We start from the raw sequence: 14,733 nt of genomic DNA, 5'->3' as shown, positions 1-14,733 counted from the left end.
GGATCTTGCCCGGCGTGCCGATCATAGAAGGTAAGGCCTTGCAGGGCCTCAGCGCTGCTCCACCCCGTTCACGAACACCTTGCGCAGGGTCAGGTCGTCGGTGAACGTGATCGTGTTCGCGCCGATGATGTTCGTGAACGCGCACTTCTCCAGGCGCACTCCGGTCAGGTGGTCGGTCTCCAGGCCGACGAGGTTGAGTACGGCGTCGGCGCCGTCGAGCCTGGTCCGCTCCATCCGGATGTCGCGGACCGACACCGGCTCGGTGCCTCCTTCGTTGCTGTTGTAGGCCATGTTGACGAACATCACCTCGCGGTCCACGTTCTGGCCGGTGAAGCCGCGAACGTAGACGCCCTCGATGTACGCGCCGCGCTTCTTGCTGGCCTTGATGTAGACGGGGTACTTCACCGGGTAGTTGCCGGGGAAGTCCGGGGAGTTGATCACGCACCGCTCGGCGAAGACGTTGCGGACGCCGCCGGACATCTCGCTGCCGACCGTGATGCCGCCCCAGCGGCCGGAGAAGGCGCAGTCCTGGACGACGATGTTCTCGCTGGGCACGCCCACCCGGCGGCCGTCGGCGTCGCGTCCCGACTTCACCGCCACGCAGTCGTCGTTGGTGTTGAAGCGGCAGTCGTGGATGTGCACGTACGACGACGCCTCCGGATCGCAGCCGTCCGTATTGTACAGCGTGCTGACGACGGTGATGCCGCGCACGGTGACGTTCGTGGACAGGACCGGGTTCACGGTCCACATGGCCGGTTCGAGGATTGTGAGGTCGCTGACCAGGATGTTCTGACATTTCACGAACTGGACCATGGCGGGGCGCAGATAGTGGCCCGCCCCGAACACGCGCTGCTCGACCGGCACGCCGTCGTCGCCCATCTTGCGCAGCGCCCGCTGGTCGGCGCCCTGCGGGCCGCTGTTGGCGTACCAGCTCTCCCACGGCCCTTGCCTGGCCTGGCCGTCGAGCGTGCCCTTGCCCGTGACCGCGATGTTCCGCTGGCCGTGGGCGTAGATGAAGGGGCTGTAGTTGTAGCATTCCGTGCCCTCCCACCGGGTGAAGACGACCGGCAGGTAGGCGTTCGGATCGGTGCTGAAGGCGATCACGCCGCCCTCGGACACGTGCAGCTCGACGTTGCTGAGCAGATGGATGGCCCCGGTGAGGAAGCGTCCCGGCGGGACCACGACCCGGCCGCCGCCCCTGCGATGGCACTCGCCGATCGCCGCCTTGAACGCGGCCGTGCAGTCGGTCGTGCCGTCACCCACGGCGCCGAACGCGGTGACATCCCATCTTCGGTTGGGGAAGCGAGGAGGACGGATCTTGCGCAGGATGTCCGGCACCTGATGCCAGGGATCAGCCGATCGGGCCTCGGCCTGCGCTGACGTGGTTCCGGGGATGAGCGTTGCGGCGGCTAGAGCGCCGCCGGCCTTCAATAGAGATCGTCTGGATGGCATGGTCACCACCGGGGGGTGCGGAGACATCGGATCTCTGGAGCGTAAATGCGGCCTAGTCGGAATTCAATTCTTGACGAAGTAAATGATGGGATTCGCTCGATCTCCTGCTGGCCTCTGTGGCGCGGAGCTAATCGTCGGTCGGCCCTGTGACCAGTGCGGTAGGAGGCTGTGCCTACTAGCAGAGAGCAAGCCCGTCGTGGCGCGACGGCGACCGCTGGGTGCACGATGGAATCCATGGCCCCAGGGCAGGCCGGAACCCGGCCGCCCGCTGTCTGAGCCACTCCCCCCACGCCGGCACCGCCCAGAAGCGGTGTGGGTGCCACATGTCCACAGTCACTCACGAGGGGGAAGCAATGAGTACGCCAAAAGTCGCCGTGATCACCGGCGCGTCCCAGGGCATAGGCGCGGCGCTGGTGACCGCCTACCGCAAGCTCGGCTACGCGGTCGTCGCCAACTCCCGGTCGATCGCGGATTCCGACGACCCCATGGTGCGGGCCGTCGCCGGCGACATCGCCGCTTCGGGCGTCGGGGCGCGCGTCATCGAGCAGGGGCTGAAGGCGTTCGGCCGCATCGACACGTTGGTCAACAACGCCGGCCTCTTCGTGTCCAAGCCGTTCACCGACTACACCGACGAGGACTACGACCTGGTCACGGGAGTGAACCTGCGCGGGTTCTTCGAGATCTCCCAGCGGGCCATCGAGGCGATGCTCAGCCAGGACGGCGGCGGACACGTGGTCAACATCACGACCAGCCTGGTCGATCACGCCGACAGCAAGGTGCCGTCCGCGCTGGCGTCGCTGACCAAGGGCGGCCTCAACGCGGTCACCAAATCGCTGGCCACCGAGTACGCCACCCGGGGCATCCGGGTCAACGCGGTAGCGCCCGGCGTCATCCGCACTCCGATGCACCCGGTCGAGACCCACGAATTCCTGGCCGAACTGCACCCAGTGGGCCGGATGGGCGACATCAGCGACATCGTCGACGCGATCATCTATCTCGAGCACGCTCCGTTCGTCACCGGCGAGATTCTGCACGTCGACGGCGGCCAGAGCGCCGGTCACTGAGCTGGTGGGCGGGCGGTCGGTGACTTCAGGCGCCGACCGTCCCACTTGCCGTGAGAGCTGAGAGAAAGGCCCATGTTGACAGCCGTACCGGAGCAGACGGTCGAGACGACCGCGCTGGAGCGGCCTTGGCGGGTCGTCGGGCAGGGCACGGCGGCGCTGGCGGCGGCCATGGGTCGGTCGCGACCGCCGCGCTGCGCTACCGCTTCCCGCACCACCTCGGCCCCCTGCCCCGACCGGTCGACACCGCCCGCCGGAGCTGAGCGCCGATGCCCATCACGATCCACCCAGCCACTGCTGACATCCGACCGACCACCGACCACTGACAGGAGAGCGCCATGACCAGTACCGCCGAGGCCGAGATCCTCCGCACCGTCCTGGACCGATGGAAGAGCGCCGTCGACGCGCACGACCCCAAGCGCGTGGCGTCGTACTTCACCGACGACGCCATCTTCCAAGGTCTGCACCCGTACGGCATCGGTCCCGAGAGCGTCGCCGAGTACTACGACTCGCAGCCGATCGGCATGACCGCCGCGTACGACATCCTGGAGACCCGGTGGATGGCCGACGACCTCGTCCTCGGCTACCTGCACGTCGACTTCACCTTCACCGACCGGCCGGTCGTGACGGTCAACCTGTGCGTGCTGGCGCGGCGGGTCGGCGACGACTGGCTGATCGACCACTATCAGGTCTCACGGCTGCCCTGATCCCCTGAAGCGCGGAAAGGGCGGCTATCGTCACACTGCTGATGTCGTCGTGCTGAAGGGGGCGGCCCGGTGACGGATACCCGGCGCTCGCAGCCGTTGCGCGGTCTGCGGATCGTCGAGATCTCCAGCTATGTGGCGACCCCGCTGAGCGGGATGACGCTGGCTCAGCTGGGCGCCGACGTGATCCGGGTCGAGCCGATCGGCGGCGCGGTCGACCGTACGCGCTGGCCGCTGGCCGAGAGCGGGACGAGCCTGTACTGGTCGGGGCTGAACAAGGGCAAGCGCGCCATCGAGGTGGACCTGTCCGCCGAGGAGGGCCGCGCGCTCGTCGGCGAGCTGATCGTCAGCGGCGGGCCGCGCGGCGGGATCGTGATCAGCAACTCCGAGCGCTACCCGGAGCTGTCCTTCGAGGCGCTGCGCGCGCGCCGCCCCGACGTGATCCACGTGCTGCTCACCGGCCGCCGCGACGGCGGGGCCGCGGTGGACTACACGGTGCAGGCGGCGACCGGGTTCCCCCTGCTGACCGGCCCGGAGGAGGTGGCGGAGCCGGTGAACAGCCTGGTGCCCGCCTGGGACGTGACCGCGGGGCTGTACCTGGCGGTCGGGCTGCTGGCCGCGGAGCGGCACCGCCTGCTGACGGGCGAGGGACAGCAGGTACGGGTCGCGCTGGAGGACGTCGCCCTGGCCACCGCCGGGAACCTCGGCTACCTCGCCGAGGCGCAGCTGAGCGGCACCCCGAGGGAACGCGGCGGCAACTACGTCTACGGCACCTTCGGCCGCGACTTCACCACGGCCGACGGCGGGCGGCTGATGGTCGTGGCGCTGACCGCCCGGCACTGGCGCGGGCTGCTGGCCGCGACCGGCCTGACCGACGTGGTCAACGCGCTGGCCACCGCGCTCGGGGTGGACTTCGCCGACGAGCCGGCCCGCTACCGGCATCGCAAGGTGCTCGGCGAGCTGCTCGCGGGCTGGTTCGAGGGCCGTACGCTCGCCGAGGCCGAGTCGGCGCTGCGTACCGCCCGGGTGCTGTGGTCGAGATATCGCAGCTTCACCGAGCTGGCCGCGCTGCTGAGCGAAAGCCCGCTGATGGGCGTGGTCGAGCAGCCGGGTGTCGGCGGGCATTGGGCGCCCGGCTCGCCCGTGGTGATGGACGGGGAGCAGTCGCCGCCCGCGGCGGCGCCGCAGGTGGGCCGGCACACCGGCGAGGTGCTGCGGTCCGAGCTCGGACTGTCGGCCCAGGACGTCGCGACGCTGCGCAAGCAGGGTGTCGTAGCTGAACCGGTAAACCCAGGGACGGCCGAATGAAGCGACCCACGATCGACGACATCGCCCGCCGGGCCGGCGTCTCGAAGGGCGCGGTGTCGTTCGCGTTGAACGGCCGTCCCGGTGTCTCCAGCGAGACCCGCCGCCGTATCCAGGCCATCGCCGCCGAGTTGGGCTGGCAGCCGAACAGCCTGGCACGGGCCCTGTTCGACGGGCGGCCCGACGTGCTGGGCCTCGTGGTGGACCGGCCGGCGCGCACGCTCGGGCTGGAGCCGTTCTTCATGCAGCTGATCTCCGGCATCGAGGCCACGCTGTCGGCGGAGTCCGTGGGGCTGCTGCTGCAGATGACCGAGGACCCCGAAACCGAAATCGCGATTTATCGGAGATGGTGGGCGCAGCACCGGGTCGCCGGGGTGTTCGTCGTCGACCTGCGGGCCGAGGATTCAAGGATCGCCGTGCTGGAGGAGCTGAAGCTGCCCGCCGTGGTCATCGGCGGACCGGAGGGTGTCGGCCGGCTGCCCGCCGTCTGGAGCGACGACGCCGGCGCGATCGGCGTCGTGCTGGCGCACCTGGCCGGGCTGGGGCACCGCAGGATCGCCAGGGTCGCGGGGCAGGAGGAGCTCAGGCACACCCGCGTCAGGACCGCGGCGATGCGAGAGGCGGCGGCCAGGCTGGGCGTGATGGCCGTCACCGTGTACGCCGACTACAGCGGCGAGAGCGGCGAGCGGGCCACCCTCGACCTGCTGCGCGGACCCGACCGGCCGACCGCCATCGTGTACGACAACGACGTGATGGCCGTGGCCGGCACCGCCGCCGCTCGCGAGGAGGGTTTCTCGGTGCCCGCCGATCTGTCGGTCGTGGCCTGGGACGACTCCGCTCTGTGCCTGCTGACCCGGCCGCATCTGACGGCGGTGAGCAGGGACATCGCCGCGTTCGGCGCCAACGCCGCCCGGTCGCTGCTCAGCCTGGTCCAGGGCCGGGAGGTGGCCGATTCGCGGCAGGCCGAGCCGCGCCTGGTGAGCAGGGGGAGCACGGCCCCCTGCCCTGAATCGGTTCAGTAATCGAGCGGAAATGTCCGCGACCAGTCATTGAAACTAAACGGGTTTAGTGATGGCATGGCGGCTAATCTCCGCTGCTCAACTCCGGAGGGTTGATGACCCCGCTCCGCCCCTTGACCGATTCCTGGACCGTCCGCTCGGCGAGCGGCGACGTGCGGGCTCCGGCCACCGTGCCCGGTTGCGTGCACACCGACCTGCTCGCCGCCGGTCTGATCCCGGATCCCTATCTCGACGACAATGAGACCCGCCTGGCCTGGGTGGGGCGTACGGAGTGGCGTTACGAGACGGAGTTCTCGTGGGACGGCACCGAGCACGAGCGCACCGATCTGGTCTGCGAAGGACTCGACACCGTGGCCGAGATCGAGCTCAACGGCGTGCGCGTGGGCGAGACCGCGAACATGCACCGCTCCTATTGGTTCGACGTCCGGCCCGCGCTGCGCGTCGGGAGCAACCGGCTGGCGGTGACCTTCCGGTCGGCGGGGGAGTACGCCGAACGGCTGAAGGAGGAGCTCGGCGACCGGCCGAGCGCCTACACTGAGCCCTACAACTTCATCAGGAAGATGGCCTGCAACTTCGGCTGGGACTGGGGGCCGACCCTGGTCACGGCGGGCATCTGGCGGTCGATCGGGCTGCACGAGTGGAGCGGCGCCCGGCTGGCCGCCGTGCGGCCGGTGGTGACCGTCACCGACGGCGTCGCCCGGGTCGCCGTGCACGTGGAGATCGAGCGGGCCGTACAGGCAGTACAGGAGGAACTGCAGATCACCGCCACGGTCTGCGGCAGGTCTGCTATGGGAGCGCTCCCATCGGACACGGCGGTACTTGAGGTCGAAATTCCCCAGCCCGAGCTCTGGTGGCCACGCGGGTACGGTGAGCAGCCGCTGCACGAGCTGACCGTGACACTCGGCGACGGCCTCGACAGCTGGCAGAGGAAGATCGGCTTCAGGACGGTCGAGCTGGACACGGCCGACGACGCCTTCGCGATCATGGTCAACGGCCGCCCGATCTTCGCCAAGGGCGTCAACTGGATCCCCGACGACTGCTTCCCGGCCAGGATCGACCGCGCCCGCTACGCCGAGCGCCTCGCTCAGGCATGTGAGGCGGGCGTCAACCTGATGCGCGTCTGGGGCGGCGGGCTCTACGAGAGCGACGACTTCTACGACCTGTGCGACGAGCTGGGGCTGCTGGTCTGGCAGGACTTCCCCTTCGCCTGCGCCGCCTACTCGGAGGAGGAGCCGCTGCGCTCGGAGGTCGAGGCCGAGGCCCGCGAGAACGTCACCCGCCTCATGCCGCACCCGAGCCTGGCCCTGTGGTGCGGCAACAACGAGAACATCTGGGGCTTTTTCGACTGGCACTGGCGCGAGCGGCTGGCCGGACGGACCTGGGGCGAGGGCTACTACCTCGACCTGCTGCCCGGCATCGTGGCCGAGCTCGATCCGGGCCGGGCGTACTGGCCGGGCAGCCCGTACTCGGGGTCGATGGACGTCCATCCCAACGACCCCGGCCACCACAACATCCACATCTGGGACGTCTGGAACGAACGCGACTACACCGCCTACCGCGAATACCGGCCCCGGTTCGTCTCGGAGTTCGGCTTCCAGGGGCCGGCCACGTACGCGACCATCAAGCGGGCCATCGGCGACGAGCCGCTCGCGCCCGACTCGCCCGGCATGCGCCTCCACCAGAAGGCGATCGACGGTGACCTCAAGCTGGCCGCCGGGCTCAAGCCGCACTTCGCGCCGCCCGCCGGCTTCGCCGACTGGCATTACCTGACGCAGGTCAACCAGGCCAGGGCGATCCAGCTCGGGGTCGAGCACTTCAGATCCCTGTGGCCGCACTGCGCGGGCACGATCGTGTGGCAGCTCAACGACTGCTGGCCCGTCACCTCATGGTCCGCGATCGACGGCGACGGGCGCAGGAAGCCGCTGTTCCACGCGCTGCGCCGGGCGTACGCCGACCGGCTGCTGACCGTGCAGCCGCGCGACGGCGGGCTGGCGCTCGTGGCGGTCAACGACACCGACGAGCCGTGGGTGGGCGGCGCGGTGGCCGCGCGGCTCGGCGTGGACGGTACGGAACTGCGGACCGAGAGCTTCGACCTCGAAGTGCCGCCGCGCGGCCTGGTGACGGTGCCCCTTGGCGTGGGTGAGCCGGCCGATCCGGCGAGGGAGCTGATCGCGGTGCGCGCGGGGGAGCGCAGGGCGCTGTGGTTCTTCCTGCCGGACAAGGACCTCGACCTGCCCGAGGGACGGTGCACGGTGACGGTCGAGGGGCGTGACGTCATCGTCAGCGCGCACACGCTGGTACGGGATCTGGCGATCTTCCCTGACCAGGTCCACCCCGAGGCCGAGGTGGACGACCAGCTCATCACCCTCCTGCCCGGCGAAAGCCATCGCTTCACGATAAATCGGGAAATCGGGGCTGATGTGCCCATGAGGTGGGTGAACGACCGCTCCTCAACGCTCCTGCCTAACCCCCCAGGGAGAAGTACATGAGAAGAACCTCGGTGAGAAGAACCTCGGTGAGAAGAACCTTGGTGAGAAGAACCTTGGTGAAAAGAACCAAGGTGATCGTGGCAGCGGCCACGCTTGCCCTCCTCACCGCCTGCTCGGGCGGCGGGGTGCCACTGACCGCCGGCAGCACCGCCCCCTCCTCCGGTTCGGCCTCCGCCTCCGGAGGGGCGGCCAAAGACACCATCGTCAACGTCATCGCCGGCACCGGCCAGTTCAACGAGAACCTCAACCCCCTGGTCCAGGGCGCGCCCAACCTCATGGGTACCTGGGGGCTGATCTACGAGACGCTCATGTTCTTCAACCAGTCGAAGTCGGGTGACGTCCAGCCCCTGCTGGCCACCAAGTACGAGTTCGGCGACGAGGGCAAGTCGATCACCTTCACCCTCCGCGACGGCGTGAAGTGGAGCGACGGCAAGCCGTTCACCGCCGAGGACGTGGCGTTCAACTTCCTCTACCGCCGCGACAAGAAGGACCTGAACGCGGGCGGCAGCAACGTCAAGGACGCCCAGGTCCTCAGCCCCACCTCAGTGAAGATCAGCTTCACCGAGAAGATGTACACCAAACTGTGGGACGTGGCCGGTCACCAGTACATGGTGCCCAAGCACATCTGGGAGAAGATCGACAAGCCCACCAAAGAGACGAACACCAAGCCGGTCGGCACCGGGCCGTTCATGATGGGCGAGTTCACGCCGCAGAGCTACACGATGGTCAAGAACCCGAACCACTGGGACACCGGCAAGCCCAAGATCGCCGGAATGCGGTTCTGGTCGTACAACAACAACGACGCCTCCCTCCAGGCGATGGTCACCGGGCAGCTCGACTGGGGCGGCATGTTCATGGCCGACCCCGACAAGCAGTTCGTGGCCAAGGACCCCGAGCACAACGCCTACAAGAACGAGTCCCAGCTGTACGTCACCAACCTGGTGCCGAACCTGACCAAGGCCCCCATGAACGATCTGGCCGTGCGGCAGGCCATCAACCTCGGGCTCGACCGCGACAAGATCATCGAATTGGCGTTCGCCGGGCTGGGCAAGCCGGCCAGCCCGGCGGGCATAGTGCTGCCGCTCTTCCAGGACTACCTCTCGCCCAAGTACGCCACGGCGAAGCTGGAGTTCAACCAGGACAAGGCCCGTCAGACCCTGGAGGCGGCCGGATACGCCAAGGACGGCGACGGCTACTACGCCAAGGACGGCAAGCGCCTGTCGGTGACCTGTCACCTGGTGAGCGGCTGGACCGACTACGTCTCGGCCGCCCAGGTCATCAAGCAGCAGCTCAAAGAGGTCGGCATCGAGTTCAGATCGAAGGAGGTCTCCTTCAACGCCTTCGTCGACATACAGCAGAAGGGTGACTTCGAGCTGATGATGTGGAACGCCTATGGCGGCCCGCACCCGTACTACATGTACGACAACATCCTCAACAGCAAGAGCATCCCCCCAGGCAGCCAGAACGCCAACCAGAACATGGCCCGCTACAAGAACCCGGCCGTGGACGCCGCGCTGAAGGTCATCGCCGACACCCCGCCGGAGCAGACGGACACGATCAAGCAGGCGATCTACGCCATTCAGGACGCCGTCGTGGCCGACCTGCCCTATATCCCGCTGCAGCAGTCCAGCGCCCTGGCCGAATTCCGGACCACCAACGTCACCGGGTGGCCCAGCGAGCAGAACCCGTACGCGCTCGGCCTGCCCTTCTCCCACCCCGACAACGGCATCGTGGCCAAGAACCTCCAGCCGGTGCAGTAGGAACGACGAGCACGCGACCGGGGCGCGCGCCCCGGTCGCCCGGGGAGAATCACATGGCATACCTTTGGCGCAAGCTCGGGTTCTACGCGGTGGCGCTGTGGGCCGCACTCACGATCAACTTCCTCATCCCGCGCCTGATCAGGGGCAACCCGGTCGACATCATCCTGTCGCGCTTCCAGAGCAGACAGCCCCCGCCGCCGGAGTTCCGCAAGACCCTGGAGGTCATGTTCGGGGTGAGCCATGACCCGCTATGGGTCCAGTACTTCGCCTACCTGCGCCAGCTGGCGACCGGGAACCTGGGCACCTCCGTCACCTACTACCCCGCCCCGGTGGGCACGGTGATCGGCCAGGCGATGCCCTGGACGCTCGGGCTGGTCTCGATAGCGCTGCTGATCACGGTCGGGCTCGGCGTCGGCCTGGGCATGGTGGCCGGGTGGCGGCGGGGGAGCTGGCTGGACGGGCTGATCCCGACCACGACGTTCCTGGCCGCGATCCCGTACTTCTGGCTGGCCCTGCTGCTGCTGTTCTTCCTCGGGGCCGGGCTCGGCTGGTTCCCGCTGAACGGCGCCTACGACTACGCCCACGTACGCATGGGCTTCACTGGCGACTTCATCGGCAGCGTGCTCTACCACGGCGCGTTGCCCGCGCTCACGCTGGTGATCTCCGGCATCGCGGGCTGGCTGCTCGGCATGCGCAACATGATGGTCTCGACCATGGCCGAGGACTACGTGGTCATGGCGCAGGCCAAGGGATTACGGCCGCGCCGGGTGATGGTCGCGTACGCGGCCCGCAACGCCGTCCTGCCCAGCGTGACCGGGTTCGCGATCACGCTCGGCTTCTTCGTCGGCGGCCAGGTCGCCACCGAGGTCGTCTTCTCCTACCCGGGCGTGGGGTTCGCGCTGCTGCAGGCCGTCGGCAGCGCCGACTACCCGCTCATGCAGGGCCTCTTCCTGATCATCTCGGTGGCTGTGCTGGCCGCCAACCTCCTGGTCGATCTGCTGTACGGGCTGATCGACCCCCGAGTGCGGAAGGCGGGCTGAGGCAGTGACCGCTGTTGTGACCCTGGCCGCTCCCCGGGACCGGGTGCTCGGCCTGCCCAGATCGGGCAAGCTCGTCGCCGGACTGGTGATCGTCGGCTTCTTCGCCCTGCTCGCCATCCTCGGCCCCATCCTGGCCGGAGACCCCGAGGCTCTCGTGGCCGGCCGGCTCGAACCGCCATCGGCGGAGCAGTGGCTCGGCTCGACCGACACCGGGCAGAGCGTACTGGCCCAGCTGATGCACGCCACACGCGGATCGATGCTGATCGGCGTGATCGCCGGGGTGCTGGGCACGGTGGGCTCGCTGCTCATCGGCGTCGTCGGCGGCTATTTCGGCGGCTGGGTGGACGAGGCGTTCTCCCTGCTCAGCAATGTCGCCCTGGTCATCCCCACGCTGCCGCTGCTGATCCTGGTCGCCGACTACGTCGAGGACAGCGGCCCGTTCACCTACGCCCTGATCATCTCGATGATCAGCTGGGCGGGACCCGCGCGGGTCATCCGCTCCCAGGTCATGTCGCTGCGCAACCGCGACTACGTGGACGCGGCCAGGGTGAGCGGCGAGCCCGGCTGGCGGATCATGGTCTTCCAGATCCTGCCGAACCTCGTCCCCGTCATCGCCTCCGGCTTCGTCTGGGCGATCATCGGCGCCATCCTCACCGAGTCGGGATTGTCCGCGCTCGGCCTGGGCGGCGGCGCGGTCACCTCTTGGGGCGGGATGCTCTACTACGCCCAGAACGGCTCCGCGCTCTCCATGGGCTCCTGGTGGTGGTTCGTACCGCCGGGGGTGTTCATCGCCGCGCTCGGCACCGGGCTCTCACTGATCAACTTCAGCATCGACGAGCTGATGAACCCGCGACTGCGAAAGGCGGCCGCATGAACGACACCGTCCTGTCCGTACGGGACATGAACGACCGCGACATGAACGACACCGTCCTGTCCGTACGCGACCTGAGCGTGGCTTATGGGCAGACCCGCGCGGTCCGCGGCGTGAGCTTCGAGCTGGGCCGCGGTCAGGTGCTCGGCATCGCGGGCGAGAGCGGCTGCGGCAAGTCGACGCTGGCGTACGCGGTCAACCGGCTGCTGCAGCCACCCGGCCGGACCACCTCCGGCGAGGTCGTCTTCCACCCCAAGGACGGCGACCCCATCGACGTACTGGCCCTGGAGGGCGAGGAGCTGCGGCGCTTCCGGTGGCGGCGGGTGGCCATGGTCTTCCAGAGCGCCATGAACGCGCTCAATCCCGTGCTCAGCGTCCGGCGCCAGCTCCACGACGTGTTCACCACCCATGAGCCGTCGATGTCCCGGCGCGAGCGGGAGGAGCGTTCCCGCGAGCTCCTGGAGCTGGTCGGCATCGATCCGGGACGCATCACCGCCTATCCGCACGAACTGTCGGGCGGCATGCGCCAGCGGGTGCTGATCGCGATGGCCATGGCGCTCAACCCTGATGTGGTCGTCCTGGACGAGCCCACCACGGCGCTGGACGTGGTGGTGCAGCGCGACATCCTGGAGGAGATCGACCGGCTGCGGGAGATGTTCGGCTTCGCCGTCGTCTTCATCACCCACGACCTGTCGCTGCTGCTGGAGATCAGCGATCATCTCGCGATCATGTACGGCGGCCGCATCGTCGAGTACGGCACCAGCAAGGACACCCTCCTCCAACCCCGCCACCCTTACACGGTCGGCCTGCTCAACTCCTTCCCCAGCCTGCGCGGCGAACGCCAGGCGCTGCACGGCATCCCCGGCAGCCCGCCCGACCTGTCGAAGGAGCTGACGGGCTGCTCGTTCGCGCCCCGCTGCCCGTACGCGTTCGAGGGCTGCCACACCCACGAGCCCGAGCTGGACTCGATCCAGGACTCCCTGGTGGCCTGCCTGCAGTACGACCGCAGGCTGCACCCCGCCCGCCCCGACCGGCGCCTGCGGGAGCGCCGCTTCGAGCAAGTCGACCACTCTGAGCACGAGGTGACGTCATGACGCCGATGACGGTCAGCCACCTGAGCAAGACCTTCAAGCTGTCCAGGAAGGAGTACCTTCGGGCGGTCGACGACGTCTCCTTCGAGCTGTGCTCCGGCGAGACCACCGCGCTGGTGGGGGAGAGCGGCAGCGGTAAGTCCACGATCGCCCGCATGCTGGCCAGACTCGCCAAGCCCACCTCGGGCGAGATCCGGTTGGAGACCTCGAACTACCGCAAAGACGTACAGATGGTCTTCCAGGACCCGTTCGCCTCGCTCAACCCGGCCCACACGATCGGCTACCACCTGCGCCGCCCCCTGGAGATCCACAAGACACCGGGCACGGCCGAGGAACTGCTGGAGCGGGTCAACCTGCCCGCCGCCTACGCCCGCAGGTATCCGCATGAGCTGTCCGGCGGCCAGCGGCAACGGGTGGCCATCGCCCGCGCGCTGGCGCCGCGCCCCAAGGTGCTGCTGGCCGACGAGCCGGTCTCGATGCTGGACGTGTCGATCAGGCTGGAGATCCTCAACCTGATCGACCGGCTCAAGAGTGAGGAGGAGCTGGCCGTCCTCTATGTCACGCACGACCTGGCCACCGCGCGCTACTTCGCCCGCGACATCATGGTCATGTACCGGGGGCAGATCGTCGAGCGCGGCCCGGCCGACGATGTCATCCTCGCGCCGCGGCACCCGTACACCCGGTTGCTGGCCGAGGCCGCCCCCGACCCCTGGGCGGCGCACGAGGACGGGCGGCCCGCCCGGCAGGAGCGCAAGAGCGGCCCGCCCGTCGCCGATGGGTGCCTGTTCCGCAACCGTTGCCCGTACGCCGCCGACGCGTGCGCCGGCCAGATCCCCACCTACGGCGAGGAGCACCGCGTCCGATGCGTCCTGGGGGAGGGCGAGCCCGCGGCGTGAGGCGTCAGCTGGAGACCACGTCGCTTTGGGCAAGGATGCGCAGGTGTTCCAGCATGTCGCCGGCGGTCTCGGCGAGCGGCTGGATGCAGACGTGGTCCGCGCCGGCGTCGAGGTGGGCCCGTACCCGCTCGATGATCGTCTCCGGCTCGCCCCAGGCCACGATGGCGTCGACCAGGGCGTCGCTGCCGCCGTCGGCGAGGTCCTTGTCGTCCCAGCCCAGCTCGCGCAGGTTGTTGGCGTAGTTGGGCAGCGTGAGGTAGTGCTTCGTGAAACCGCGGGCGGTCCGCCGGGCCCGCTCCGGGTCGGTGTCGAGCAGGACCGTCTGCTCCGGCGCCAGCACCGGATCGGGGCCGAGGACCGCGCGGGCGCGCGCGGTGTGCTCCGGGGTGACGAAATAGGGGTGTGCGCCCTGGGCGCGCTTCGCGGCCAGGTCCAGCATCTTGGGGCGAAGCGCGGCCAGCAGCCGTGGCGCCGGCTCGGGCAGGGGGCCGCCGTACTCCGACGCGTCCATGGCATCGAGGTAGTCGCGCATCGCCGACACCGGTCTGCTGTAGTCGTGGCCTCGCGCCGACACCAAGGGCGCGTGGCTCACGCCGAGGCCGAGCACGAACCGGCCGTCGTACGCCTCGGCGAGGGCGCTGGCCCCGGTCGAAATGGCGGTGGCGTCCCGGGCCCAGATGTTGGCGATGCCGGTAGCGATCATCATCTGCCGCGTCCCGCTCAACAGGATCGCCGAATGGACCAGCGCCTCCTTGGCCTTCGGCCCCTCACCCACCCACAGGGTCCCGTAACCCAGGCTCTCGATCTCGGCGGCCGCGTCCCGCTCGAACGAGGCCGACTCGCCGCCGAGCGTGCTGTTCCAGACCCCTACTCGGCCCATGCGCCGCTTCAGCGCCGCGACATCAATCGTCTTATCGGGCATCACAACTCCCCCGCCTCGTTGTCACCGTGGATCTCACGATACGTAAAGGATCATCGGGGCAGGTTAATGCCCGATTCACGGGTTGCCGTATTCCGGCCGTCCGCAATGTGCCTGAACCCGGGT

At 68.7% G+C, this 14,733-nt stretch carries 12 protein-coding genes and 1 pseudogene; 10 read left to right on the top strand and 3 right to left on the bottom strand.

Annotated elements, in window-relative coordinates; genetic code table 11:
* Window positions 1-48 precede the first annotated feature (48 nt).
* Both ACIBO2_RS10825 and ACIBO2_RS10820 read right to left on the bottom strand, forming a co-directional pair.
* Window positions 49-1,338: a glycoside hydrolase family 28 protein gene (locus tag ACIBO2_RS10825; protein ID WP_358544475.1), complete on the bottom strand. Its 1,290-nt coding sequence runs from the start codon at window positions 1,336-1,338 to the stop codon at window positions 49-51.
* A gap of 57 nt (window positions 1,339-1,395) precedes the next feature.
* Window positions 1,396-1,452: pseudogene (locus ACIBO2_RS10820) on the bottom strand (twin-arginine translocation signal domain-containing protein); the annotation flags it as partial.
* A 353-nt stretch (window positions 1,453-1,805) separates the two neighbouring features.
* Between ACIBO2_RS10820 and ACIBO2_RS10815 the strand changes: the two are divergent.
* The 10 genes from ACIBO2_RS10815 (at window position 1,806) to ACIBO2_RS10770 (ending at window position 13,688) form a co-directional block, all read left to right on the top strand.
* Window positions 1,806-2,516: an SDR family oxidoreductase gene (locus ACIBO2_RS10815; protein ID WP_358544271.1), complete on the top strand. Its 711-nt coding sequence runs from the start codon at window positions 1,806-1,808 to the stop codon at window positions 2,514-2,516.
* Window positions 2,517-2,851: 335 nt separating this feature from the next.
* A complete protein-coding gene (locus tag ACIBO2_RS10810; RefSeq protein WP_397296498.1) occupies window positions 2,852-3,220 on the top strand; it encodes a YybH family protein in 369 nt (122 codons plus the stop codon).
* Window positions 3,221-3,289: 69 nt separating this feature from the next.
* Complete coding sequence (locus ACIBO2_RS10805; protein WP_397296496.1) at window positions 3,290-4,525, top strand: CoA transferase; 1,236 nt, start codon at window positions 3,290-3,292, stop codon at window positions 4,523-4,525.
* The gene (locus tag ACIBO2_RS10800) at window positions 4,522-5,544 is read left to right on the top strand and encodes a LacI family DNA-binding transcriptional regulator (RefSeq protein ID WP_397296494.1); all 1,023 of its coding nucleotides are present in this window, start codon (window positions 4,522-4,524) and stop codon (window positions 5,542-5,544) included. The genes ACIBO2_RS10805 and ACIBO2_RS10800 overlap by 4 nt, the downstream gene beginning before the upstream one ends.
* 92 nt (window positions 5,545-5,636) lie before the next feature.
* Window positions 5,637-8,030, top strand: a complete 2,394-nt coding sequence (locus ACIBO2_RS10795; protein WP_397296492.1) for a glycoside hydrolase family 2 protein — start codon at window positions 5,637-5,639, stop codon at window positions 8,028-8,030.
* A gap of 56 nt (window positions 8,031-8,086) precedes the next feature.
* Entirely contained in the window at window positions 8,087-9,790 is a 1,704-nt protein-coding gene (locus ACIBO2_RS10790; RefSeq protein ID WP_397296490.1) for an ABC transporter substrate-binding protein, read from the top strand.
* A gap of 53 nt (window positions 9,791-9,843) precedes the next feature.
* A complete protein-coding gene (locus ACIBO2_RS10785; RefSeq protein WP_358544261.1) occupies window positions 9,844-10,830 on the top strand; it encodes an ABC transporter permease in 987 nt (328 codons plus the stop codon).
* A gap of 4 nt (window positions 10,831-10,834) precedes the next feature.
* A complete protein-coding gene (locus tag ACIBO2_RS10780) occupies window positions 10,835-11,704 on the top strand; it encodes an ABC transporter permease (protein WP_397296488.1) in 870 nt (289 codons plus the stop codon).
* Complete coding sequence (locus ACIBO2_RS10775) at window positions 11,701-12,795, top strand: ABC transporter ATP-binding protein (RefSeq protein ID WP_358544258.1); 1,095 nt, start codon at window positions 11,701-11,703, stop codon at window positions 12,793-12,795. Before ACIBO2_RS10780 ends, ACIBO2_RS10775 begins: the two co-directional genes overlap by 4 nt.
* Window positions 12,792-13,688: an oligopeptide/dipeptide ABC transporter ATP-binding protein gene (locus ACIBO2_RS10770; protein WP_358544257.1), complete on the top strand. Its 897-nt coding sequence runs from the start codon at window positions 12,792-12,794 to the stop codon at window positions 13,686-13,688. The genes ACIBO2_RS10775 and ACIBO2_RS10770 overlap by 4 nt, the downstream gene beginning before the upstream one ends.
* A 4-nt stretch (window positions 13,689-13,692) precedes the next feature.
* On the opposite strand, the gene ACIBO2_RS10765 is transcribed toward ACIBO2_RS10770, so the two are convergent.
* Window positions 13,693-14,610 carry an LLM class F420-dependent oxidoreductase gene (locus tag ACIBO2_RS10765; RefSeq protein WP_358544256.1) on the bottom strand — a complete coding sequence of 306 codons (918 nt, stop codon included), beginning with the start codon at window positions 14,608-14,610 and terminating at the stop codon, window positions 13,693-13,695.
* Between the last annotated feature and the right edge of the window lie 123 nt (window positions 14,611-14,733).

Origin of the sequence: Nonomuraea sp. NPDC050022 (genome assembly GCF_044460705.1) — a bacterium.
In the GTDB taxonomy this organism is placed as follows: domain Bacteria; phylum Actinomycetota; class Actinomycetes; order Streptosporangiales; family Streptosporangiaceae; genus Nonomuraea.
The sequence above is the reverse complement of the archived record's forward strand: the minus strand, read 5'-3'. Positions and strand labels throughout refer to the sequence as shown.

Bases quoted from the DNA above. Each gene is read 5' to 3' on its own strand.
- ACIBO2_RS10770 (WP_358544257.1), top strand. From the start codon at position 12,792: ATGACGCCGATGACGGTCAGCCACCTGAGCAAGACCTTCAAGCTGTCC.
- ACIBO2_RS10795 (WP_397296492.1), top strand. From the start codon at position 5,637: ATGACCCCGCTCCGCCCCTTGACCGATTCCTGGACCGTCCGCTCGGCG.
- ACIBO2_RS10815 (WP_358544271.1), top strand. From the start codon at position 1,806: ATGAGTACGCCAAAAGTCGCCGTGATCACCGGCGCGTCCCAGGGCATA.
- ACIBO2_RS10810 (WP_397296498.1), top strand. From the start codon at position 2,852: ATGACCAGTACCGCCGAGGCCGAGATCCTCCGCACCGTCCTGGACCGA.
- ACIBO2_RS10765 (WP_358544256.1), bottom strand. From the start codon at position 14,610: ATGCCCGATAAGACGATTGATGTCGCGGCGCTGAAGCGGCGCATGGGC.
- ACIBO2_RS10785 (WP_358544261.1), top strand. From the start codon at position 9,844: ATGGCATACCTTTGGCGCAAGCTCGGGTTCTACGCGGTGGCGCTGTGG.
- ACIBO2_RS10800 (WP_397296494.1), top strand. From the start codon at position 4,522: ATGAAGCGACCCACGATCGACGACATCGCCCGCCGGGCCGGCGTCTCG.
- ACIBO2_RS10775 (WP_358544258.1), top strand. From the start codon at position 11,701: ATGAACGACACCGTCCTGTCCGTACGGGACATGAACGACCGCGACATG.